The sequence below is a fragment of the Halorubrum sp. B53 genome (genome assembly GCF_059752395.1).
In genome coordinates this window covers 109,537-132,956 of sequence record NZ_MWTH01000002.1, presented here as the reverse complement: position 1 = coordinate 132,956, position 23,420 = coordinate 109,537, and the positions used below count along the sequence as shown (strand labels likewise).

The 23,420-nt window shown below is 61.8% G+C and carries 18 protein-coding genes and 1 pseudogene; all 19 read right to left on the bottom strand.

What is annotated here, in order from left to right:
• Nucleotides 1–9 precede the first annotated feature (9 nt).
• On the bottom strand, nucleotides 10–3,096 hold the full coding sequence (locus tag B4V06_RS01200) for a VWA domain-containing protein (protein ID WP_498166876.1): 3,087 nt from the start codon (nucleotides 3,094–3,096) through the stop codon (nucleotides 10–12).
• An 89-nt stretch (nucleotides 3,097–3,185) separates the two neighbouring features.
• Nucleotides 3,186–4,688, bottom strand: coding sequence for an AAA family ATPase (locus B4V06_RS01195; protein ID WP_498166874.1), 1,503 nt, complete (start codon nucleotides 4,686–4,688; stop codon nucleotides 3,186–3,188).
• 242 nt (nucleotides 4,689–4,930) lie between these two features.
• Nucleotides 4,931–5,770 carry a hypothetical protein gene (locus tag B4V06_RS01190; protein WP_498166871.1) on the bottom strand — a complete coding sequence of 280 codons (840 nt, stop codon included), beginning with the start codon at nucleotides 5,768–5,770 and terminating at the stop codon, nucleotides 4,931–4,933.
• A 177-nt stretch (nucleotides 5,771–5,947) separates the two neighbouring features.
• The gene (locus tag B4V06_RS01185; protein WP_498166869.1) at nucleotides 5,948–7,471 is read right to left on the bottom strand and encodes a hypothetical protein; all 1,524 of its coding nucleotides are present in this window, start codon (nucleotides 7,469–7,471) and stop codon (nucleotides 5,948–5,950) included.
• Nucleotides 7,472–7,638: 167 nt separating this feature from the next.
• Nucleotides 7,639–7,935, bottom strand: coding sequence for a hypothetical protein (locus B4V06_RS01180; protein WP_498166866.1), 297 nt, complete (start codon nucleotides 7,933–7,935; stop codon nucleotides 7,639–7,641).
• A 107-nt stretch (nucleotides 7,936–8,042) separates the two neighbouring features.
• Nucleotides 8,043–8,510 carry a hypothetical protein gene (locus tag B4V06_RS01175; protein WP_498166864.1) on the bottom strand — a complete coding sequence of 156 codons (468 nt, stop codon included), beginning with the start codon at nucleotides 8,508–8,510 and terminating at the stop codon, nucleotides 8,043–8,045.
• Between the two features lie 97 nt (nucleotides 8,511–8,607).
• A complete protein-coding gene (locus tag B4V06_RS01170) occupies nucleotides 8,608–9,756 on the bottom strand; it encodes a hypothetical protein (protein WP_498166863.1) in 1,149 nt (382 codons plus the stop codon).
• A 348-nt stretch (nucleotides 9,757–10,104) separates the two neighbouring features.
• Nucleotides 10,105–10,743 (bottom strand): hypothetical protein, encoded by a 639-nt coding sequence (locus B4V06_RS01165; protein WP_498166861.1) that lies wholly within the window; start codon nucleotides 10,741–10,743, stop codon nucleotides 10,105–10,107.
• A gap of 102 nt (nucleotides 10,744–10,845) precedes the next feature.
• Entirely contained in the window at nucleotides 10,846–11,877 is a 1,032-nt protein-coding gene (locus B4V06_RS01160) for a transcription initiation factor IIB (protein WP_498166858.1), read from the bottom strand.
• A gap of 140 nt (nucleotides 11,878–12,017) precedes the next feature.
• On the bottom strand, nucleotides 12,018–13,577 hold the full coding sequence (locus B4V06_RS01155) for a hypothetical protein (protein WP_498166855.1): 1,560 nt from the start codon (nucleotides 13,575–13,577) through the stop codon (nucleotides 12,018–12,020).
• A gap of 80 nt (nucleotides 13,578–13,657) precedes the next feature.
• Nucleotides 13,658–16,276: a DEAD/DEAH box helicase gene (locus B4V06_RS01150; RefSeq protein WP_498166853.1), complete on the bottom strand. Its 2,619-nt coding sequence runs from the start codon at nucleotides 16,274–16,276 to the stop codon at nucleotides 13,658–13,660.
• Nucleotides 16,277–16,392: 116 nt separating this feature from the next.
• A complete protein-coding gene (locus B4V06_RS01145; protein WP_498166850.1) occupies nucleotides 16,393–16,725 on the bottom strand; it encodes a hypothetical protein in 333 nt (110 codons plus the stop codon).
• 79 nt (nucleotides 16,726–16,804) lie between these two features.
• A complete protein-coding gene (locus tag B4V06_RS01140) occupies nucleotides 16,805–16,996 on the bottom strand; it encodes a hypothetical protein (protein WP_123538957.1) in 192 nt (63 codons plus the stop codon).
• Between the two features lie 14 nt (nucleotides 16,997–17,010).
• On the bottom strand, nucleotides 17,011–17,742 hold the full coding sequence (locus tag B4V06_RS01135) for a DNA polymerase sliding clamp (RefSeq protein WP_498166916.1): 732 nt from the start codon (nucleotides 17,740–17,742) through the stop codon (nucleotides 17,011–17,013).
• A gap of 403 nt (nucleotides 17,743–18,145) precedes the next feature.
• Nucleotides 18,146–18,313: a hypothetical protein gene (locus tag B4V06_RS01130; RefSeq protein ID WP_498166848.1), complete on the bottom strand. Its 168-nt coding sequence runs from the start codon at nucleotides 18,311–18,313 to the stop codon at nucleotides 18,146–18,148.
• Nucleotides 18,314–18,853: 540 nt separating this feature from the next.
• A complete protein-coding gene (locus B4V06_RS01125) occupies nucleotides 18,854–19,528 on the bottom strand; it encodes an RPA family protein (RefSeq protein ID WP_434084213.1) in 675 nt (224 codons plus the stop codon).
• Nucleotides 19,511–20,419 (bottom strand): annotated as a pseudogene (locus B4V06_RS01120) (replication factor A); the annotation flags it as partial. The gene B4V06_RS01125 and the pseudogene B4V06_RS01120, both read right to left, overlap by 18 nt.
• Nucleotides 20,420–20,667: 248 nt before the next feature.
• Complete coding sequence (locus B4V06_RS01115; protein ID WP_123623009.1) at nucleotides 20,668–21,294, bottom strand: hypothetical protein; 627 nt, start codon at nucleotides 21,292–21,294, stop codon at nucleotides 20,668–20,670.
• 409 nt (nucleotides 21,295–21,703) lie between these two features.
• Nucleotides 21,704–23,062 carry a hypothetical protein gene (locus B4V06_RS01110; RefSeq protein ID WP_498166845.1) on the bottom strand — a complete coding sequence of 453 codons (1,359 nt, stop codon included), beginning with the start codon at nucleotides 23,060–23,062 and terminating at the stop codon, nucleotides 21,704–21,706.
• Between the last annotated feature and the right edge of the window lie 358 nt (nucleotides 23,063–23,420).

The window sequence follows — 23,420 nt, the reverse complement described above, 5'->3', positions numbered from 1 at the left end:
TGCTCATCGTTAGAGGCCGTCGAACATCACGGCGAACTGGTCTAGGCGGCGGTCGAGGTCGGCGGCGTCGTGGACGTAGAGATGGCGGTCGTAGAACTGCTCGACATCCTTCGCTCGCTCCGGAGCTTGTCCGTGGGGAGTGTCGAGAGCGAGCGTAAGGCCGCAAACAGGCCCGTACGTCTGCTGGAGCTCCTGCTGGTAGTCGTCCGCGGAGCCGGGTTTACCATCAGTGATGATGATGACGAGAGGGGAGTCGCGGCGCTGGTCAAGGAGGCAGCGGGCGAGTCCGAGAGCATCAGTGAGAGGTGTCCCGCCGCCCGTCTCGCCGCTCATCAGACTCGCTTGGACGTGATCGGTTTCGACGCTGAATGGTTTGATGAGGCGGGCGTCCCCGTGGACGAAGTCCATAATGGCGACGTTGATGCCGAGGTCCTCACAGGCGAGGGCGAACCGTGCAACAGCGTCTTCGGCAGTGTCGATGAGATTGCTCATCGAGCTGGAGCGGTCGAGGACGAGGACGAGGTCGTACTGTTTCTCGTCACCCTGCTGGCGGACGCTGAAGGCGTCGACGTCGCCGCGGGCGAGGGCGCCAGCGCGGCGCCGGTCGAAGCTCCCGCTGGTGACACCACTGCGGGTCTGGTCGCGGCGACTCTCTCGGAGCGCCATCCGGAGAGTGCCACCGACGGCGTCAGCACCCGCGGTCGCGGCTTGCCACCTCACGGGAGATGCCTGCTCACCGATCTGCGGGAGGACCGAGAGCGAGTCGAGACTTCCCTTTCCTGCGCCGGGGCCGCCACGACGCCGTGCGGTCGTCGTGTCGGGGCTCTCGCCGCTCTCGTCGGTGTCGCCGTCGCTCGCGAGATCTTCGAGGGCGGCTACGGTTTCTTCGAGGTCGCGTTCGAGCGCGTCCTGATCGGGAGTGGTGCGGTCAGCTTCCTCGTGAGCGGCGTCGTGGTCCGCGCTGAGCGCGTCGGCTCGTTCGTCGATGGAATCATCGTACACTGGCTCGGCGAGCGGCGCTGCGGCTTCCTCGGCCGGCTTGCCAGTGTTGTCCGTCTCGCCGTCTTGCACAGTGGCGTCATCGGTGGGGTCGTCGAGCGTGTCTGAGTCGATGTCCGCTTCATCCTCACCTGCCGCGCCGGTGCTTTCGTTCTCCGTGGCGTCTGTGTCGCCGCCGTCCGTGTCGCCAGCCGCGTCTCCGGCCACTCCATCGTCTCCAGATGGAACGCCGTCAGCGCGGTCGTCGGGCGCTCCTGCGCCATCCGTGTCTCCACCGGGAGTGTCGGACGTATCTGAGGTATCTGAGCCATCTGGGGTCGCCTCCTCGTCGGTACTCGCGGCCTCACCGCTGTCACGTCCGGTGTGGTCACCTCCGAGGAATTCCGAAAGCGACGCCTGCCCGTTCGACGGGCCACTCGACGCATCGGACGCTCCGCTACTGTCTGCGGCGCCCTCGGTGGCCTCTCCGTCTCCCTGCTCCTCGATGCCGCTCTCTTCGGCCGCCGGCTCTCCGACCTCGTCGGACGTGGACTCAAGATTGTCGCCGCTGGACGCTCCAACACCACTGTCACGTTCTCCTTCCACGGAGTCTGCACTATCAGTACCCGTCCCCGACTCGTCCGACGTATCGTCGCTTTCGCCCTCGTCCGGCGAGGCGTCCGTCGACTCGGGCTGGGCGTTAGGCTCGGCATCGGACTCCACATCGGACTCGGACGAGGCTCCGTCGTCGTGTGCAGAGGCCCCGGCGTCGTCGGGCGCGAGCTCGTCAGCGGTGTCTGCCGTCCCGATATCCGGGTAGGCGAGGACGTCTGCGGAGTGCCCATCCTGAGTTTGCTCAAGGGAGACGTTCTCTGGGTCGAAGTCCGCCGGCGGCTCCGCGGAAGCGTCGTCACTCGATGCCTCCGAGGGGTCGCCGTCAGCGGGCGACTCACCCAGTACGCCGTCAGGGGTGTCTCCGGACGTCTTCGGACTGTCGTCGGTTGGCGACTCCGAGACGTCACTCGGATCAGCGTCTGCGGCGCCGTCCCCACTGGGTGCATCCTCTGGCGACTCATCGGGTGCCTCTGCGTCCGTGTCGGGGTCAACGGACGGTTCGCTCGACTCGCCCTGCTCGCACTCGTCGGGCGTCGACGAGTCGGACTGAGAGGGCGACTGGGGCGTGTTCGGACTACTGCCACCCGTTGCGGCGGTGTCTTCGTCTTCTTGACCCTGCTGGTGGTTGTCCTCGTCTATCTGGTCGAGGAGCGGCTTGATAGTCTGTTCCCAGCAGTCGAGCACGGCATCTCCACGCTTCACGGAGTCTGGTTCACTGAGGACGGTCGCGAGGAGGTCATCGAGCGCGTCCTGTGTCTGCGCGAAGGCCGCCGCGTCATCCTGGGACTGGAAGGTGATCCGGAGGTCGTCCGGGTCAAGGAGGACGTCACTCTTCCCAGAGTCATAGATGCCGTAGTCGTAGAGGTAGGACTGGATCGCGTCCCGGTAGGTGAAGGTGATAGTAGCAGTGTCGGGGAGATCGCTCGCCATCTGAGTGAGACTCCGGTTGACGAGCTCGAGGCGGTCGGCGGCGAGCTGACTTTGTGCCGCTCGGAGTTGGTGTTCGATCGCGGCGTCCTCGGCGTAGTTGATGAGGCCGTGGACGAACTCCTGATACTCTTCGTCGACGCGCTCGTCAAGGTGGTCGGCGACCGTCGAGATGTTCGTGTAGCGGATGTGGCCAAGTTCGTGTAGTGAGAGGCCGAACTGCTGGGCGCGGTCGGCCGTGAGCTGGTCGTCGAGCGGGAGGTTATCGAGATTCGCCGGATTGGTGGAGATGAGAACGAGGTAGTCGCCGTCGACGGCATCGACGAGCTGCTGGGCGGCTTGCTGGTCGAAGTCGGTCGCATCGGCGTCGATTAGGCGATCGGCGTCAGCCGGGAGAACGCACGCAGTCTGGACGTGTGATGTGAGGACGACTTCGATGTTTTCGCCGGTATGGGCTTGGATGTACTCGGTCAACCGTCGGGTTCGCTGTTGGGAGCGGCGGGCTTGCGCTGGACGGTCGGGAAGAACGGACCGTGCGGTGTCGGCGCCGCTCGACGCGGCTGTGAGTGATGGCATAACTGGAATCACCTCTGATGAAGACGGTTGGACGCGGCTACGTGCCGTCGCGCGAGAGAAACCCCTGCTGGCGACAGCAGGCCGGGGAGTCAGGTGTCTTCGAGTTTGTCGTAGGTATCGTCGGGGTTCTGGTGGGGTTCGGCGCTCGCCTTCACGACGTGTTTGAGGGCACCGCGAACGCTCGCCCCCAGATCGTACCAGTCGATGGCGTCTTCGAGCTTCCGGGTGGAGAGCGTCGGCCACGTTTCGTTGTCGCGGGTGGCGTTCGCGAACTCGACCATCCGACGGAGGCTGTCTCGGTCGATGCGCTGGCGACTCGTGTTGTACTTTTGATCGAGAAAGTCGATCTCGTCCTGGGGGTCCATATAGTCGAAGAAGATGGTTTGGAAGCGGTCACGAGTCGCGGCGTTCATCGGTTCGCTCCCTCGGTATTCGCGCGTTGGCGGGTTCATCGTGACGACGATTCGAGCGGCCGGGTGCGGGATGATCTCCTCGCCGGATTCCTTGACGGTGAGGACGTTCTGATTAAGGACCTTCTGGAGGGCCATCATCACGCCCGCCGGTGCGGCGTTCACCTCGTTGATGACGATCGTGTAGCCGTGCTTCATCGCTTTCGTGAGGATACCGTCGCGGAAGACAACGATGCGGTCCTCGTTGACAGTAGAGATGCCGAGGAGGTCCTGGGCGAGCATCGAGGCGTCGGCGTCGACGCTGACGAGGACGCGATTCGTCTTGTAGTGGAGGTATTTGAGGAAGTAGTTCTTCCCGGCGCCGTGGGGGCCGACCAGTCGGAGGCCGCGGTTGCCGCGGGCGAGCTTCATCGCGGTCGCTTCAAGCGTGTCGAGCTGGACATCCTCCATCGTCGTCGTCTTCGGTGCGATTACCTCATCGGCCCGCGTGGGCATATCGCGCTTCCGGACGATATGTGGGTGGTCGTTGTCCTCGAGAATAGGGAGCCCGTGGAAGGTTGCCTCTTCGACTGGCATCGAGGAGTCGACGACTGCGAGCGGGTCGCCGACGTCCTGATCGACGTCAGTGATGGAGTAGACGGTCGCCGAGCCGGAGGTGTCATCGCCGAGGCGTTCACGGTAGCGAGCGAGGGCGTCTTCGGCGATCTTTGTCTCGACCTGGACGTGCTGGCCGGCCTGCTGGACGATGAGTTGGGCTTTGCTCCCTGTGAGCGTCGGGATATCCGTGAGGTCCTCGGGGTCTGCACGGTGGAGTTCGCCGAACGTGGTGTACCCCGTGTCGATGAGGTTCTGCTCGACGCTCTCGCCGACGCCGTCCAAGACGGTGAAATCAATACTGTCGGCAGAGGCAGTGAGAGCGTCGACGTGTGCGGCGAGTTCGGTCGGGCAGTCGCCTTCTGGGGTGACGCTCGTGATGCGCTGACCGCCGTCGCTGTCGCGGTCGAGCGTGTAGATTCCGTTGTTAGCCCCGTCCTCGACGAGCTGGGTGACGGTGTCGCCATCGAGGTCGAGATAATCGCTGGCGCGGAGGTGAAGTGTCTCGATTGGGAGATCTCCGCCGGTTTCTTTGATGAGGCCGGCAGCGAGGTGGCTGAGGAACCGTTGCTGGTCGTCGGTACTCATGGACTGTGGGGCTACTTGTGGCATAACTGGTCAATCGCGTTCACGGACTGAGGTGCGGGAAAAACGGACTACAGTGAAGCCGTAGTAGGAAGTGGAGTTGAGAATGGATCGCTCACTAGTCGCAGATAGCACCGCCATACGAGCGTGGGTAGGTAGGAGAGAACCGATTCAGGTGGTATACAAAATCAAACGTCAAAATCATCAAGTAATCTATTTTCTCGAATACAGCACCTTAGAAAGGCTTACTGAATTTCTGCTTCATAAAAGATTGGCTCTAAATCATCTATAGAAACCGCGCGGAAGTCAGATATCTTCGCAGATTGAGCTTCGTTCTCTACCAGATATGATTTTGCAAACAACTGGTTTGGAGATTTGAACGCCCCCCATGCATTTTCAGGAACATTGTTTGAGGTGATGGGGTTTTCAATTGCTACGGTCTCAACACTTGAATCACTAATGGAAATAATAGGTTTCACAACCTCTGTAGCTCGTTCTGGAATATCTGTCACTCTATATCGTTTTGTGTTCACTTCCTCAAGATAGGGGGGTTTCTTCACCGGGCTTGAATCGAAGATCTCGTCGTATCGGTCCACTCCAAACGGTATATCTGGATGGAATATTCGTAATTCAAATCGTTTCACTGAGTCAGTACTACGTCCATAATAATAGACGCCGGTATACAAGACTGAACCATCAGCAAGTCTGGAGTGTGCACGAATGAATGGACGATGGAGTGAGAAGTTCTCCCTGTCTCGGAATACTTCTTCAACCTTTGATGCTATTTCTGGAATGTTTTCTGTCCCGTGCGTCAAGGATTCCACTCCTTCTCCAAAAACCTGGTACGTTGGATCCTCATCTACATCAGACGACCGGCCGAATTGGATAGCGAACATCGGGCTGTCCGGACAAATATTGGATGAGTATATGTCTGCTAGATCAACTTGATCAGACGAGAACGAACCCTTCCAAGACCGGGTTTGGTATTTTGCCTCCTCTAAATCAAGAATGGCATTCGAGGGGATTGGAGATTCGTACCCCCCAGTGGTAACAGCATAAGACTCCCCATCGAGTTCTATTTGCATATCATTTAGTTGAGAAAGGTATAATAAGTATCTTGTGTGGACCCAACCCGAAAGAGTGGTCTCGCAGCACCCTTTGTACACCGTATCGGTCACGCCGATCTTAGCTCATCCAAGGTATGCTACGTAAGAAAACCATGAGAACTTGGGCTAATTTCGATTGGGGGAGAGTATCTCGGGCTACTGATTGAGAGATTCTTGGATGGTGTTCTGGACGCGCTGGGCGTCAGTATCTGAGAGGTCGCGCTCAGAGGCGGCTTCGACGCCGGGAATAGCGAATGCCTCACCGAGAGCATCGCTAAGCGTCTGCTGGTCGGGCGCGATACTCGATTCGTCGTCATCGGCCTGAAGGTCGTGCTCGCGGGCGGCAAGCTGTATAGATTTCCCGGGGGAGAAGAGGATGTCACGGGCGACCTCGTTGTAGGCTTGGAAGGTGTCGGAGGCTCGCGAGCCCTCGAACTCGCCGAGGGCGACGAGAAGCGACAACTGGAGATTCCAGAGTGTCGGACAGGATTCGGGCATCGCGAGGCGCGAGGCGCGCGTACTCGCACTCTCGGCGTACGTGCTGGGGATACCGAGGTAGACGTAGAAGTCGTCGACGTCGAAGGGGAGTTCCTCAAAGTCGATCGCAACCGAGCGGGCGCGAACGAGGACATCGTCGACGGTGGTCGTTCGCGCGTCGAGATCGTCGTAGATGTTTCCCCACCACTCCATAATGGGGACGCGGTCGTGAGCGCGTTCGTGAGCAGCGTTCGTGACATCGCCGACGTGTCGCCGCGAGTACCGCTGGCCGACACCGTACATAACCGTCCCCGATCCCGGAAAGAAGAGGAGGGGCTTCGCCCACATCGTCTGGGAGCCACGGAAGTCGTAGCCGGTCTGGATACCACCGTAGACCGTCACAGTCGCCGTCTCGTCATCTCTATCGTCCTCGTCACTACCGTCGCTCATCGTGGGGTCGACGTCGGCGAGCGCATCGTGTTCGCGAATAGCGGCCTTCGTTGAGCCATCCGACTGGCTCATATCGAGTTCACGGCGGAAGTCTGGGAGAATGACTGTGAGCTTCGCGACGCCGCCCCAGTCCCGCATATCCGCCCATCCAAACGCCTCGTCGGCGCCGTTCTTTTGGAGCGCTCCCATTAGCGGAAGGTAGGCCTCCTCAGGGTTGACGATCGAGTACCTGGAGGTCGAGATCTGCCAGCGGAACTTGACAGAGTAGCCGAGTGCCGCGAGAGCGAGACGACGGCGGTCGATGATATCCTGGTGATCGGTGACGTCGAGGAGACGGTCACTTGGTGCGTTCGCGGCGAGCTCTTCGACGGACTGGCCAGTTGCGGCTTCGAGAAGATCGGCGTTGAGGCCGTCGACGTCACGAATCTCCTCAGGGTCGATCGTTTCGTCCGCTGGATCGACAAACTCGTTGACAGCGCGGAGTTCGCCGCTGCTGGCCTGCGGAAGCGCCTTGATGACGGCTTTGAGTGAGCGGGCTTCACTCGCGTCCGCGTTGAGGAAGCGGCGGCCAGAGGGCTCGATACCGTCCGGATAGTCGATGGTTGTTGCGTCCGCGGGAGTGAGCCCGAGGAAGGGAAGCGTCTGTTCCTTCGCAATAAGTGATCGGACATCGATACTCTCGTCGACCGCGAAATCACGGTCACTTCGTGGCGCATCGCGGTGCTCTGAACTGGGCTGACTTTCAGCTGACATCGTGAATGACCTCTAAGATTGAGTTCGACGTGGGAGGATTGTCGTCCGCCTAGTGTGCGCTGATGGGCGTTTTCACCGCCCTCTACCACTCGATGGGAGGAAGAAATCCGCCTACGCCGTGCGGTGCTGTGCGGGGGGCGGTGGGGGTTCGGTCGGTCGTGGAGCGCCTACGTCCGTTCGGGGTGGTGCTCGACGACCTCGTTGCGCTCCAGGGACCGACAAAGCACGGTGCCGTCCTCGAGGACGGCCGCATTCGGATTGCTGACATCCATAATTCGGTTCTCGAGTGACTTCCGGTTCGCGAGGTTCGTCTTCCGGACGCTCCCCTTCGAAGCGTCCCAGCCTCGGAAGTGCGGGTGGTCGGCTGCCAGCTCGCGAACCGCGGCTTCGCTCTCGCCTTCGATGAAGCACGCAAGCCGCGTCGCGCCTGCGCCGACGTCGGGGAATCGGACTCTGTAGTACATATTTGAATACGCCTCACCTCCCGTAGGTGGAAAGAAAGCCGGGGTGAGAGGTCCGATCTCGATCAGCAGGCGGCTCGATGTTTTCGTAGTCAGGACGGTAAGCCGAATCACCCGATGCTTCGATGTTCGCCACAACCCGTGCAGCGTTGGTCGATCGAACCGGATGGCGTCGTCGAGGAGGAGAGTTCGCCTCCGCAATAGGGACACTCGGCGTCTTCGTCGAGCGTGACGGGGAGGTCGTCACGACTGATATTGTCGGCGATGGCCTGCCGGTAGAGTGCGAAGGCTTCGGCGAGGTTCCCTGCTGCCCACTCGTTCGTGGGGAGGGCGAGACCTTCGCCGAGAGCGCCGTTCCAGAGGTAGACGCGACCATCAAAACCGTAGAGATCGATGGTGAAGACGCGCCACTGGGCGGTCTCCGCGAGCAAGGTGATGTAGTCCTCGTGGAGGGCGTCGACGTGGGTGTCCGGGTCGAGCTGGGAATGGTCTTCGGCGAACGCCGCGACCTCGTCTTCGTCAAGCGGGAGCGGGTGGTCGGTCAAGGCTGTGAAGGTACGTGGGCTGGTGTTGGCCATAGTGAGTCTCCTCGCGGGTCACCTGTAACGGCCGGAAAGAAACCCGATCGAGTGATGGGGAGTTCGCGTCGGGATCACTCACGGGGAGGACGCCGGGTTACGAGCGGACGTCACGGATTCGAGCGGCAAGTTCTCGACGAAGAGTGACGAGTTCGTCTCTGAGCTGGTTTCGCTCGATGGTTTTCACTCTGAGTTTGCGGTGGAGGTCCCGCAGCGACCGGCCAGCTGTTGGGGATGGGGGCGGCGTGGGTTGGTCGGACGCTTCCTTACGGTCGGAGCCGGCTTCGTACTCAGGTATGTCGGCACCGCGAGCGCGGAGTTCCTCGACAGCCTCCCAGAAGTCCTTTCCAGAGGGATACTCGCCGGTAGTTGTGACGATGCCTTCTTCGAGGGCAACAATCTGGAGGGCATCGAGAACGATGAGGCCGTTCCGATAGATCCAGCCGTCGTCCATCTCGGCGAGGCGCGTCCCCGAGTCCGAGTTCGTCCAACAGGGGTTCCGTGATTTCGTGCCGTCACTACGAGTTTCCGTAATTGGCGAGTCGAGGCGGATTTCGGACGGTCGCGTCGTCTCGACCGCCCGGTAGACGTCTTCGATGTTGGTCGTGGACGCTGGCGGTGACCGTTGAGATGGAGGCGACGAGGGGGCCTCAGGCAACGCGTCCGTGGGCGGCTCTGAGACCTCAAATGAGGTATCCGCCTGTGGCTGTGGGGTCGTGAACGCGTCGACAACGTCGTCGATGAACGCTTGCGCCGGGTGCGTTTCGGTGGGCGTCCCGACGAGATGTTGGCCGGACATCGCGACGAAGCGGGCGGAGTCGTAGACTTCGATAGAGGCGTCCGGAAAGGTGTCGTGGGTGGGAAGATCGTCGGCAACAGTCGTGACGTCATCGGGGAGCTGACCGCGGCAGAGGATGTGTACGCCTGTTCCAGAGGGGGAGACGTCGGCGTACGAGTCTGCAGTCTGCAAGTGCTCGTGAACGACAGGATGGATTGCGCCAGTTCCCGGATCACGAGCATCGTCGTAATCGACGACGACGAAGTCTTCGTCGGGGTACTCGTCACGGTTGCGGATGACGTACGCAAGGGCGAAACCGGCGGAGAGCTTCTCGACCCAGTCTTGGGCGGACTCGAAGTCCGTCCAGACCGTGGGGTTCTGAGCATCGACATACCGCTTGGGCCAGTCCGGATAGGCATAGGGCGCTCGTGGGACCTTTCGGTCGTTGTCGGTTGGCTTCCAGGTCAACCACTGGTCGTGGTCACGACAGTCTGCTGGATAAGTGGCCGTCTCAAGCGCAGGGGTCGGGGGACTCGTGAATGGCATAGTGGGATATGAGGAAGGGAGGTGACGATGTTATCTGCGCGTCTATCCCGATCGCGCAGGAGAAACCAGTAAATGAATCGACGAGGATCTACAGGGGCTACGGTTCAGTGATTGCCGTCGAACAACCTAACGCGGTGGCCTAGAGGAGAAAATCATTACGTCGGCAGTCGTGTGGATTAGCCTACGGCAGTATATTTTGAAATGATCCATCTTCTTGATTGTTTGAAATCGATGTGGTCGGCTTGAAATTAGATTCAGAAGCATCCATATTCAGGGAGAACTGTACTTATTTGACCAGTATGCGATGAGGGGAACACCGAGGAGGGTAGGCAACAACCACGCTATAATTCCCAGTTCGGACGTGAGGTTGACAGCTGAAACGGCACTAACCGTAGCAATAAACGCACCAATCATCCGTTGGAGGTGGCTGACCATCCATTCCCCAGAATTCTCACCATAGATTGAATGAATATCCAGTGTTCCGAACGCAATGCCGATTCCACCGAAGACGATCATTACGACCCCGAAAGAATTCCCATCAAGAAACCAGTTGATGCCCCACAGACCAAGTCCCGCACACGCAAGAACGACGCTCCCAGCAGCTCCCCAGTCGACCATATGGGCAGAGCTGGTCGGGCGTTTTCGAGAGAGTACACGGTATCCTGAGAACGCAAGGTATCCACTAAAGATCGCAACGAGGGTGAGGATGATACGGAACGCCACAGGGTCGATAGCTACTAGGACGAACACTGTGGCAACAACAACGCCCATCGATACGAGAAAGACCTTCCCGGCTTGACGATGTCTCATTCCTCCCTTTTTGGTCACGAGTGCGCCGAGGCCAGCGAACAGAGCGACTATGCCTGCAGCAATATGCAGCCACAGTGACCACACCTCAACTGTCGGCATAGCTAAAATTCAGAATATGACTTCATAAAGATTGGTGCGTAATTCGATGTCCTCTGGTTGAATTTGTCGGTGGTCAAAAGGTGGTCGGTCACGTTCGAGAAGTCAGGCTTCGACCATCGGAAAACACGTGTCCTGGATGTCGTGGTAGCGGTTACGAATCGTGACCACACTCACGTTCGCGGCCTCCGCAAGTTCGGATTGCGTACACGAGTCACTGGAAGGCGTATCTGAGTGGTGCGTGGCGACGTAGAGTGCCGCAGCGGCCATCCCGACGGGGTGCTTCCCTGAGTGGATACCGGTCGCCATAACGTCCTTGAGGAGTTCTGTCGTAAACCGCTTGGTCTCTTGGCTGAGATCGAGTTCCGAACAGAGGCGGGAGAGATAGTCCCGTGGATCGGGCGGCGGGACTTCGAGCTCGAGTTCACGGACAAGATACCGGTAGGTGCGCTTGATGCGGATTTTATCGTCGATTCGACTGACCTGCGTGAGGGCTTCGAGATCCTGTGGGAGACCGGCCTGCCGGATAGCGGCGTAGACGGCTGCAGTCGCGACGCCTTCGTAACTCCGACCGGGGAGGAGGTCCTGATTACTGGCCCGGCGGCAGATGACGGCGGCGATGTCGTAGTCATCGTCGGGTAGATCGAGAGCGGCGGCCATACGCTGGATTTCTGAAAGCATCGCCTTGAGGCCGCGTTCCTTCGAGTTCCCGGTCCGGGACCGTTGTTGCCACGTGCGAAGTCGGGTCAGCTGCGCTCGCCGTTGTGAGGAGATGGTGTTCCCGTGGGCATCCTTGTTGCGCCAGTCGATCTCGGTGCTGAGGCCAAAGTCGTGCTGGGTTGGCGTGAGTGGGGTCCCTGTGTGGGACTTCTGTTCGCGTTCGTCCGCAGAGAAGGCCTGCCAGTCGGGGCCGCGGTCGATAGCATTCTCCGTGACGACGAGTCCACAGTCAGCACACCGGGTTTCTCCATGAACGTGGTCGACGTGAAGATCTCCGTCGCACTCGGGACACGTAGCGGTCCTAGCAGCGACGGCGGCGTCAGTGGTCTCGGATGGTCCAGTCGTACGCTCCGAGTCGGGTATCTTGCGAGTCCGAACCCGGTTGCTGTCGGGAGTGGATGAATCGTTCTCGGTCATAGTGGGGGACGGAGAGGGATCGGTGATGACTCCCGCCACCTCACGTCGGGGGCGAAAAACAGGAACCGAGAGGTAAGACGGTGGACGCGGCTCTAAGATAGGGAGGACACCCCTGATACCGAGTGAAAATCACCATGCGCTCAGCGGGAAGTTGAGGACGAGGAGTCCGAGCGAAGGAAGGACTTGAGACTGGCGAGACGTCCACCTGAGTCGTCGGCTGTAGAGAGCTCGAGGTTTCCATCGTCGTCAGCGTGAGTGTCGGCGACATACTCAACGATCGCGACGAGCGTTTGGTCATCGAGGATGTCGACGAGCGTGTCAGTGTCGAGAGCACGGACTTGGACTTCGGCGTCGTTCTCGAGGGCGTCTTCGAGTTGGGAGTTTCGGACGTGGATACGCCGGAGTTTCTTTGTTCGCTCATCGAGTTCGGCTTCGAGATCGTCGATCCGCTCCTCTCGAGCTTCGAGTTCGGCTTCAAGACGGTCGATTTCTGCCTTGTAGAGTGACTCTGCCCCCTCGCCGCGTCGGGGAGAATCGCGGCCACGCGTCCGACCGCTGCTGTGGGATGACCCCAGGTCAGACGGTGATGAACTGCTTGTCGCCTGGGCGTCGGCGCCGCGGTCAGGGGTATGATCGGGGGTAGCGTCGGGAGCGGGCGACCAGTCGCTTGCCGATGGGGCGGCCTCCGACTTGTCTTCCTCGTACCCGGGGATGTGCGCGCCGCGAGCACGAAGCTCGTCGACGGCCTCCCAGAAGTCCTCCCCAGAGGGATAATCTCGTTCGTCAGTAATGATGCCTTCCTCAAGGCCGACGACTTGGAGAGCGTCGAGGCCGATGAGACCATCGCGGTACACCCAGCCTTCATCGAGCTGGGCGAGGCGCGTGCCAGACGAAGAGTTCGCCCAGGATGGATCCAGTGACTGCGTACCGTCAGCGCGCTCCTCGGTGACAGTCGAGCGGAGGCTAATGTCTCTCGGTCGGACGTGCTGGATGGCGTCGAAGACGTCCTGAATGTCGCTCGTGGTCTCGACGTCTTCGATGTCCCCGCGAGTGGTGTCCGGTTCAAAGGCGACTTCATCGGGGGTCGCTGCAGAGACGGTCGCGTAGTCCTCGACGAGCCCATCGAGGAAGGCCCGGCAGTCGCGCGTCTCAGTGGGTGTACCGGCGATGTGTCTGCCGGTCATCGTGATGAAACGCGCGGACTCGTAGACCTCGATTGACGCCTCGGGAAAGGCCTCGTGTTCGGAGAGGTCGTCAGAGATGGTCTTGACGCGCTCGGGGAGCTGACCGCGGCAAAGGATGTGAACACCTGTTCCAGACGGAGAGACATCGGCATAGGAATCGGCGTCAGCAAGGTGATCATGGACGAATGGATGGATTTCACCCGTGTCGGGATCACGGGTGTCGTCGTAGTCGATGACGACGAGGTCGGTCTCGAAGTCGTTGCGGTTGGGAATGACGTACGCAAGTTGGTGATGGAGGAGTTTATCCGCCCACTCTGCTGCGGTCTCGAAGTCCGCCCAGATGGTTGGGTCCTGCGCGGAGACGTACCGATCTGGCTGATTCGAGTTGTGATAGGGTGCGCGGGGAATCTTGCGGCCGTCGTCGGCTTCCTTCCAAGTCAGCCATCGTGAGACCTTCATACGGTCCTCGGGATAGACGCCTGACTCGGTCGGTGGGGCGGGGAGATCGCTCGCCATGAGCAGTCAACTCGCCAGAATATATGCAGTTCTCTGACTTTAGTCCATGGGAGGGTGTCGCGAAGAGGACGATGTAATGGTCAGGCTGCCTGCGTATCATCGAGGAGGAGTTCCGCAAGGAGGCGCGCGCCGACCTTGTTGAGCGTCTGGTTGCTCGAGGCGTCGTGAGGGTGGTGGATACAGGCCGGGCATCCCTCATCACATTCGCAGTCGGCAACACGAGTCTGTGCGAATTCGAGGGCATCCTCGAGGTGCTGGAAGACGCTACGAGCGAGGCCGACACCACCAGGATGGTCGTCGTAGAGGACAATCGTAGGGTGACCGGTTGTGTCGAGACGCGAGATTGCGAGCCCGCGCATATCGCTGCGGTCGCAGAGGACGGTTGCTGGAAGGACGCCCAGCAGTGCGTTCGTGAGGGCGTAGAGGCTCCCCTCGAAGGACGGCGATGGCGCGTCAGGGTCATCGGCGTTGGGATGCTCCTCGGTGAAGGCATCCCGAATGGCGGGCGGGATGGTGATGACGAGACCATCCGAGGAGAGTTCGGTTTCCGGAAGGTCGGTCTCGATCGGAACAGGTCCATTCAAGCTCCCGGACTGGTGGGTGTAGTAGCTGACGACGGTTTCGCTGACGGTCAACTCGGTGAGCTGGACGGCGGGGGGTGCTGTGTCGGCGCTTGCGTCACCGCCGTCAGTCGCAACCTCAGGGTCGGCTGTGCCGGGAAGGCCGCGTGACTCGTCGGCGTCTTGGAGCGTGAGCGTGCGGTCTGTGACCGCGCTAGTCGTGTAGGTCGCGTTTGTAGGCTCAACCCACGCGATTGGCGAGGCAGAACCGGATGCTCCCGGCGGGGTTTCCGGGTTGAGATCGATGTCGATGACGCGGTATCGCTGGCCTTGATGGAAGTAGATCGCACCGGGGTGGGCATCACGAAGACCGGAGGCGAGTGGAAGTTCACCGAGAACGTCGAGCTCGTTACTCGCGGGGATATCCGGGGGGGACTGGTCGTCCGGTGTCACAACGATACGGAGCGAGCGCGAGTTGATCGACCGGAGGGAAACGTGCTGGCTCGGCGGCGGTCCCCCGTCGGGAACGTACGTCCACGTGATATCTGTCGATGTGAGCGAGCGGTCGAGGACGCCGGCATCGGTGAGTGCTGAGACGTACTTCGGGAGGTCATCGCCAAACCAAGTGTTGTCGTCGGTGGAGAGGGGGGCTTCGGCGGCGGCTGCCGGAAGGTGTTCGGTAAGGACACGTGGGTTCTGGGGGTTGCATTCGACGGATTCGACGCTGCCGTCAAGGAGATCGTCCGGATGGTCAAGTGCGTATTGGTCGAGCGGATCTGCGCCGCCGACGAGGCCGACAATGCTCGGGTCGGTCCCCCGGCCGGCACGGCCGGCTTGCTGGAAGAGTTCCATCCGTGTTCCCGGATAGCCGTCGACGAGGACGGCGTCGAGGTTCCCGATGTTGATCCCGACCTCGAGGGCGTTCGTGCTCCAGACGACGCGGATGTCGCCGGAATGCAGCCCGGCTTCAAGTTCTTCTCGCCGCTCGTCCGAGAGTGCGGCCTGATACGCGGCCACGTCGTCGGCGAGGCTGGGATAACCGTCACGCTGGAGGCGGCGAGCGGTGACCTGAGCGTACTGTTCGGCCGCTTGTCGGCTTCGCGTGAAGACGATAGTCTGGAGACCGCGTTCGACGAGCGCCGCTGCGAGACGTGCAGTTGTCCGGTGTGTCGATCGAGCTTGCCCCTGCTGGCCGCGGGGTGGTTGCCAGAAGAGCCAGTGCGTTGAGCCGCCAGCACTTGTGTCCTGGTCGACGACGTGAACGTCGGCTGGGTCGACGCCAGTCAGCTGGACAGTGTGCTGGCGAGGGTTGTCGATGGTGGCTGAGCAGGCGACGATTGTCGGGTCAGCGTCGAAGGTTTTCGCGACCCGACGGAGTCGTCGAAGGACGACGCCGACGTGACTACCAAAGACGCCACGGTACTGATGCTGTTCGTCGATGACGATCAGGTCCAAGTTGGAGAGGAACCAGCCCCAGAGTTTGTGGGCGAACGGGAGGATGGAGTAGTTGATCATATCAGGCGTCGTCGCGAGAACGTGCGGTTGCCGCTCACGGACGCGACGTTTCTGGTGTCGAGAGAGTCCGCCCGTGTAGCGCCCTGCGTCAAGACTGGAGTCGACGTTCTGGAGGAAGTCGTAGAGATCGTCGGCTTGGTTGTTGATGAGAGCGCGCGTCGGTGCGATATAGAGAGTACGGGCGTCGTCGACGAGGGCGCGCTCGGCGGCGAGAATCGAATACGGGAGTGATTTCCCCGACCCGGTCGGGGTCGCGAGGGTGACGTGTTTGCGGAGTCGAGCGTGCCGAATCGCTTCCGCCTGATGGTCGTAGACTTGATCGATGCCCTTCTTGCGGATCGCCTCGGAAAGCTCCGGGCGCAGAGGGACATCCGTAGTCTGCGCTGACCGTCCAGTCATCACGCGGTGGTTCACGAGGGTTCCACCGACGGTGGCCTCGTTCTCGGCAAGCCAGTCGACAGTATCGTGGATCGAGGGGCGTTCGCCGGCTGATCCATCGAAGGCGCGTGTCCCTGTTTTGAGCTCTACGTGCTGGGAGACTGCCGCGTCGGTGCTCGGCTTGGAGCGACTCTTCGAGCCGGCACGCGACACGTCCGACTCTGACGGTGGTGACTCCTTCGTCATAACGTCCTTCACCTCCAGTGGAGGGAGAGAAATGCCGTGCGGGGATGCCGGAGATCAGTGATGGTTCTTCGGATGACGATGCCTCGACGAGCGGAGCGAGATGTTCTCAAGGCCGACTACGGAGTAGCCTCAACGAGTGCACTTGTCTCGTCGTCCGTCGGCGTCGAGCGACGTGCGCGCACCGCCGTCGGGGGAAGGAGTTCGAACGCGATATGGCGGAACTGCACGAGTCCGCACGACTCGTTCGGGCAGACGATAACGTTGGCGTCGGCGTCAATCGCGCTGCCGGGGACGGCGGGAGCGTCCTCAGGGAGGATGCTGTCTTCACCAGGGTCGCGCTCGTCGTCGTAGAGGGCGAGATCGGTGTAGTAGTAGATCCCCTTGTGCTCGCAACGGGGGCAGCTGTACGCGAGGATCTGACCAGCGGGGGCAGCAGCAGAGGGTTTCACGGGCAATCAATCGAAAGTGCGTTGCCCGGACGTTTAACCTCAGGGGTGCAGCCGGGGCCGGGCGGTACGAGAGCGGGGATCAGGGATCGGCTTCCCAGTACTGGATGGCGAGGCGGCCGTTGCCGAGATCGTCGACATCGTAGGCAACGTCGTCGGGGATGTTGAGGTCGACGATGGCTTCACCCTCGACGAGCTGGGAATCATCGAGGCCAGTCTGTTCGGCGCTCGTTTCGAGTTCAGGATCGAGTGGTGGAGTCGAATCGGACGTCATAAATTCTGGAGACATCAGTCACTTTGAATCCGGGGAGCGAGCATCTGAGTGACAGTAGCGGCGCCGTCGGCGTACTCGTAGTTGAACTTCGCGGGGAAGTCCTCGCCGAGGAGAATTTCGACTTCGGCGTCCTTCGGGATGGCCTTGTTGAAATCCTTGAGGTAGTCCAGCGAGAAGAGCGAGTCGGCAGCGCCGACCTCGAGGTCGATGAGGTCGTCGCGACCGAGTTCAAGGTCGACATCGTCGGTATCGCCTTCGGCGTGGACGCGGAAGGCCTCGTCGTCGGGATCGACGATGAGTTCGACGTGGTCGGAGACCATATCGGCGGCCCGAACAGCACGGTCGATGTCGCGACCTTCGAGGACGACGCGTGCTGGGAGGTCGAGGTCGGGGATGTCGGGCTCTTGGCGGATCGTGTCGGGGTCGAGGAGTGCGAGCGTGTACTCGAGACCGCCGAACTCAATGAGGAGCTTGCGGGTCTCCGGGTCGAGCGACATCTGGATGAGGTCGTCGTTATCAGCCATACCGACGACGTCGGCGAGCTTGGTGAGGTCGACGCCGAGGACGCCACCATCGGCTTGGTAAGACTCGAAGGCGGTTTCGGTGATGTTCGTCTCGTCCATCGCGACGTTCGCGGGATCGACAGCGGCGAGGCGAAGGCCGAGATCGTTCAGGTGGACACGGGATTCGTCGACGAGGACGCTAAGCGTGGTGATCGTCTGGTCGAGGCGGTCAGCCGCGATGATCGCCGAGAACGCCTGGGGTGGGCGGGTGTCGGACGGCGACTCCTCATCGCTGCCGTCACTATCGGTCTCTGCGTCATCTGCTTTCTCGACTTCCGTCCCGTCAGCGTCGGGGGCTTCGGCCTCCGTGTCAGAGGCGTCAACCTCAGTATCGGCCTCGACGTCGATGTCGGGCTCTTCATTTGGGTCGGTGTCGGTACCGTTGGGTGATTCGGGTGGGGATTCTGCCATAGGTGTGATGGATTGTGATCGTTGGGGTCGTCGTGATTATCGGTAGACGCGAGTAGACTGTTCTCGAGGGTGGTGTGGGGCGTCTCACTCGAGCTTACATCTCCCGTGGAGTGCGAAAAACGGCCGTACTGGACGGACCTGTGAGTCCTTGGTGGAGGCATCGTAGTCTCGACGGTCAGTCCAAGTGGAGGGTCGTCCAGAGATCGAACGCGGCGTCCTTGTAGAGGACAGTCTCGCAGTCCGCGCACTGATACTCGACGGCGCCGAGCCGGTCACCTCCGCCGAGCGGCGTGACTTTGCCGCCACGATGCCGCGCAATTTCCGTCTCGATGAAGGAGGACACGATCAGTCTCGACCCACAGTGCGGGCACGGCTGCCCCGGCTTCCAGTCCGGACGGCGACTCGTATGCACGTGATGAGCAACGCCATCCGAGCTCGGCGAAGTGACGGCGTACGGTTTGTACTCCGCGAGGGGGTCGTACTCCTCATCGGCGAGCACGGAGTTATCCGAGTGCTGGTTCGGAGACTGTCCGTCACGATTGTCGGTCATAGGAAATCCCTCACTCTCGGCAGGGGAGAACAAACTACTGCCTGTCCGATACGCGAGCGGACGGCTCTAGAGGATTAGAGGTACTCGACGGAGATTGAGTAGTCCACGGTCGGTTCTTTTTCGTCGACAGATGCGAGGGACTGCGCTTCGTCGATGAGCCAGTTGTTCGCGGCGTCGACAGCCGCTTCTACATCGTGACCGAGCTCGGGGTGGGTCGGGAGCGTTTGCGAAAAAATCTTGTCGGGGAGAAACCCCCCGAAGCGTGGATATGGAAGTGCGTGAGACGAGTCGAACGACGGAGGGAGAGACAGCGTCAGCGGGGAGTGCGCCGCCCTACTCGTCGTCCTCTCCTTCGTTGATCTCGCCAGCCTCGAGGTCGTCGAGAGCGTTGCTGACCATCGCCTCGTAGGCATCGATGTCAGGGTCGTAGAGGTCGACCGCCATCGCATCGTAGTTGCGCTCGTCGTCGTTCTCGGTGGGGTCGTCGGGGTCGAACGCCTCGAGCCGTGCCTTCGTCTGCTCGGCGGTTTCCGCGACCCACGCGTCCCGAGCCTCACCGTCGACAATGTTGATCGACTCGGGGCGGATGGAGACGTTGATGTCACCGTCGTCGGTCTCGTAGGTGCGCGCCTTGCCGACCACTGCGACGTACGCCGGGGCTTCCGCATTCCGCAGGACGCTGGCGGCCTCGGGCTGGTACTGCCCAGCATAGGCGAAGAACGTCCCGGTCGGGCCCACGATGCGGGCCTGCCAGTACTCGGAGTCGTTGCCGACGTCCGTCGTCTCGGTCAGCGTTCCGACCACGAAGACACGATTGGCCTTCTCACCCGACGGCAGCAGCGAGTACACGGGCGCACGGTCTTCGTCGGATTCGGTGAAGGTGCTTGTTGCGTTGTTGAACTCCTCGGCGAAGACGCGCTTGGCGACCTCGCGGTCACCATTCGCTGCGCTGCCGGGCGAGACAGCGTCTTCGGAGAGAGTGTTGCCCGCCTCACAGTCGTTGACCACGAGGTAGTTGCCGATGACCGGCCCTGAGACCGTGTAGGAATGTCCGAGGATCTCCTCCTCGACGGCATCGGCGACGACGCTCGTGTCGAGAGCGTCCATCGCCATCTGCTTGGCCTCCTCGATGGTGATGCCGGTGAGATCCTCGGTGGCTTCCTGATTGAAGAGGACGTCGTAGGCCGTCTGGCCGTCGTCGATGACCGCCTTCACGCGGAGATCGAACTCGCCGTCGACCTCGCCGTGTTCGGAGCAGCGCCCGTTCTGGAGAACGCGCGTGCAGTCCTCGCCGGGACATCGCTTGACGAGGCCGCTTCCGGGTTGGACAGCCACGACTGCGCCAGCGGCCTCGACATCGGTCGAGCCGACTTCGAGGTCGGCGGCGTCCTCGTCGTCGACGGGAACGATGTCGGACGCGGAGTTGATCTGGACGCTGAGTCGGTCCTGGTACTCGTCGGAGACGACGTTCTCGAATCGGTACACGCCATCTTCCTCGATGGTCGGTGCGTCGGCGGACTCCCACACGGTCACCTTGATGGTGCCGGTCTCGTCACCGATGAGGCCGACTTGAGCGATGGAGTCGACGTCGTTGTCCCAGAGCTGGACGACCTTCGCCGTGACCGAGAGCCACTCGTTCGGACCCTCGACGGTCGCGATCTCGCGCTCGTCGGCCGGACCGCTGGAACCGCTCTGACCGTCTAAATCGTCGTAGTCGAGTCCGTACGCGTCGAGGAAGTAGTTCCGCGTGGTGCGGACGGCCTCGTCCTTCGGGACGCGGTATTCGTCGACGAGCATCGAGAATCGCTCGGCGATCTCTGCTTCGTCTACTTCGACGTCGTCCGGGAATTGGTCAGCGAGCTCTGCCGCTTCGTCGGGAATGGAATTAGCTACTGCCATCGTTGGTCACTCCGATTCGCGTTCGGGAATCGGCTGGTGGGACGTCTCGAGTCAGGTCGACGCCCTGCGCGCCTTCCTGCTCACGCCCCTGCACCCCAATCCGGGGGAAATAAACCGCCGTTGCGACGGGAACGCGGGTGGTGGGTGTCGCCACGCGCGCCGGGATTCGGCTCATTACCTGCATAGTCGTGAGTCCCCCTTCACCCCCCGCGGGGGGATAAACCGCGTGCGGTGCGTTCGGTCGTTGGTCAGAGGCGATGCTCGGCCAGCCTCCGGCGAGCGGTGCGGATCGTCGAGGCGAGACGGGCGACAATCCGTGTCCTCCAAATGCGTCTGTAGGTAGAGGCGGCGGTGCCGTCATCTGTCTCCCGCGAATCGGCGTCAAGGATATCTGAGTCGTCGGGGCCAGGGTGGGCGCGGTCGGATGTGGACGACCACTCGTGGTCGTCAAGACTGGGGATCGCGGCCGCGACCTCAGCATCGGTTGCACCCGTTGGAACGCCCGTTGCCGAGTCGAGGCCAGAGTCGGGATCGGCCGGGTCCGCGGGGTCGTACTTCCGGCGGACGACAGCAGAGGCGTCCTCAAGAGGGACACTCCAGTTGGCGAGGAATTCGAGATCCTCGACGACCGCGTCACGGGTCGGCGGCGTCTCAGTCGTCCGAGCGAGATGGGTGACGAGGTACTCCGCCACTCCCTCGCGGGACGCAGTGAGGTACTGCCGAGTGGCTGTCTGTGCACGATCTACAGAGAGGCCGTAGTCCGCGACGAGTCGCTGCATATGCTGGTCGACGATGTCCTCGGACGCGACGTCAGCCGGAAGGTCGTTCATCAGCTCGTTGACCGCCCGTTCGATGCGAAGCGTCCGTTCGGTCATCGATCTTCACCTGCCTTCCCAGGCCACCAGTCGTCGTCCTCGATCGTCGGTGGCTCGTAGAGCCCCGGTTCGCGGGGTCGCCGACGGAAGTCGGACAGCTGTGCTTGACGCGGTCGCGATCGCTCACGGGGAGCTGCTGCGCTGGACATCTGTGAAGTCACCTCACCCCCTGTTGGGAGGGACAAACTCACGTCGGTCGCCACGGGTGATGGCGTCGCCGAGCGCCCCCACGGGCCACGCGGTGCTGTCGAGGTTGTGGCTGCGCGCGCAGCGACGCTCGCGTCGCGAGCACGGAGCGGTGGGCGGGGCGGTGGGTAGTGGGTGCCGGGAGCCACACACTAACCAGCCGGTTGCGATGCCTACCTGAGGACTACTCGCGGCACACGCAAAAAAGCGGCCGAGCGATGGCCTACTCGTCGTCCCGCCGTCCGAGCGTGACCTCGATCGCCCGCTCCATATCGATGTGGTTGATCCACGCGTGCTGGTCGCTATCGGCCGACCACGGAGCGATTGTCGGATCATCCGACTGCCGCTTCCGCCGCGTCATCGGGCCGTCACCCCGGTCGAGGATGGTGAGGTCCGTATCACCGACGACTGCCAGGGTCGCATCACCCTTGTAGGCGTTGACACGCACCCGCTCCGCCCGAATCCGGTCGCCCACCGCGAGCGTCGGCTTGTCACCCGCCGCGAACCAGACCGTGAACTTCGCCGTGTCGCCGGCCTCGTCTTGCACCAGTCCCACCTGGTACTGCGACCGATGCTTCGGCGTCCACAGCGTGGTCACCTCCGCCTCGACCGTCGTCTCCCACTGCTCGTAGGGATCGATCGACCCGATGGGCTGCTTGATCTCGAACATCCGCTCGAGTGTCTCCTTGACGGCGATCGTCGCGTTCATCACGTCCGACCCGTCCTGGATGTGCCGGGCGATGCACTTCCCGAACGTCGCTGTGGACATCGCTGCTTCGCCTTGGAAGTGCTCGGCCAGCCGCGCCGCGCCCTTGTTCACCTGGGCGAGCGTTTCCTGGTCAAGTGACGCCCGCGGGTCAGGGCCGTCACTCACGGACGTCGTCGTGACCGGTTCGTCGTCTGCCGGATCAACGCGCTTGACGCCGACCGTCTCTGCCGGCGGGCCCTCCCACGGGTCGTCGCTCTCTGAGACGGAGTGGCGAATCGGCACCCGCGTCCGCATATCGTCTCGCGACCGCGCCGCTCGGTCGATGCCCGCCACCTCTGCCGCGATCGCCTTCGCGCGGTTCCGCTCATCGGCCTCGAACTCGCCGCGCATTCGCTCTTCAGTCGCTAGCGTGTAGTGCTCCGGGGACACCTCCGCGAACGGCGCTTGCAGGTCGCGTCGAGGCTCGGGGATGTCCATTTCCGCGAGTGCCTGCTCCCAGTAGACCCCAGTGGAGACACCACGCACCAGCTCGCCGACATCGCCCTCAACGACGTCGCCCAACTGCTGGCCGTGCATCACTGCCTGAACATCCGCGTAGGTGCCACCTGCGCGGCCGGTCATCTCGCGCCTGTGGGGGAGCCCCGTCTCGTCTTCTTGGTCGTCCTCGTCCGACGTTTCGTGCTGTGAGGCAGCCGCCCGGTACTGCGCGTCCATCCGCGCCGAGCGTTCTCGCGCATAGTTTCCAGGAACGAGTTCCTGTCCCCGGCTGTCCTCGACCGGTTCGTCGTTCGGGGTCGGGGGGCGTTTGTCGATGTCCACACCGACCACGTTATCGCCGTTCTCCAGATGGGGACTGCTGTAGAGCAGATCCATCTCGAGTTCGTCGTACTTGTCAGGCTGTCCAACCGCCGATGGGCTTTTTTGCCCTGAGTTGAAACTAGACATTGCTGTTTCACGGGGAGTGATCCCCTGTTGGGCGCGCTCCACCGCGCCCGCCTTCTGACCGCCGACCGACGGGTGTATTCGTACACCCTTCACCCCGCGGAGGGGCGAACAAACCCACCGCGGGGCGCGCCTGAGCGGCCGACGTTCCGCACGCCGACCGCCCGGCGCCGCCTGCCGACGGCCCGACGCCCTGTCACGGGCTACCTGACTCTATGATTTCAATCCCCCTCAACAGTTGGAAGGGACTGTGCGTCTTGGCCGCTGGCGCGGCCGATTTCGGGAGAAG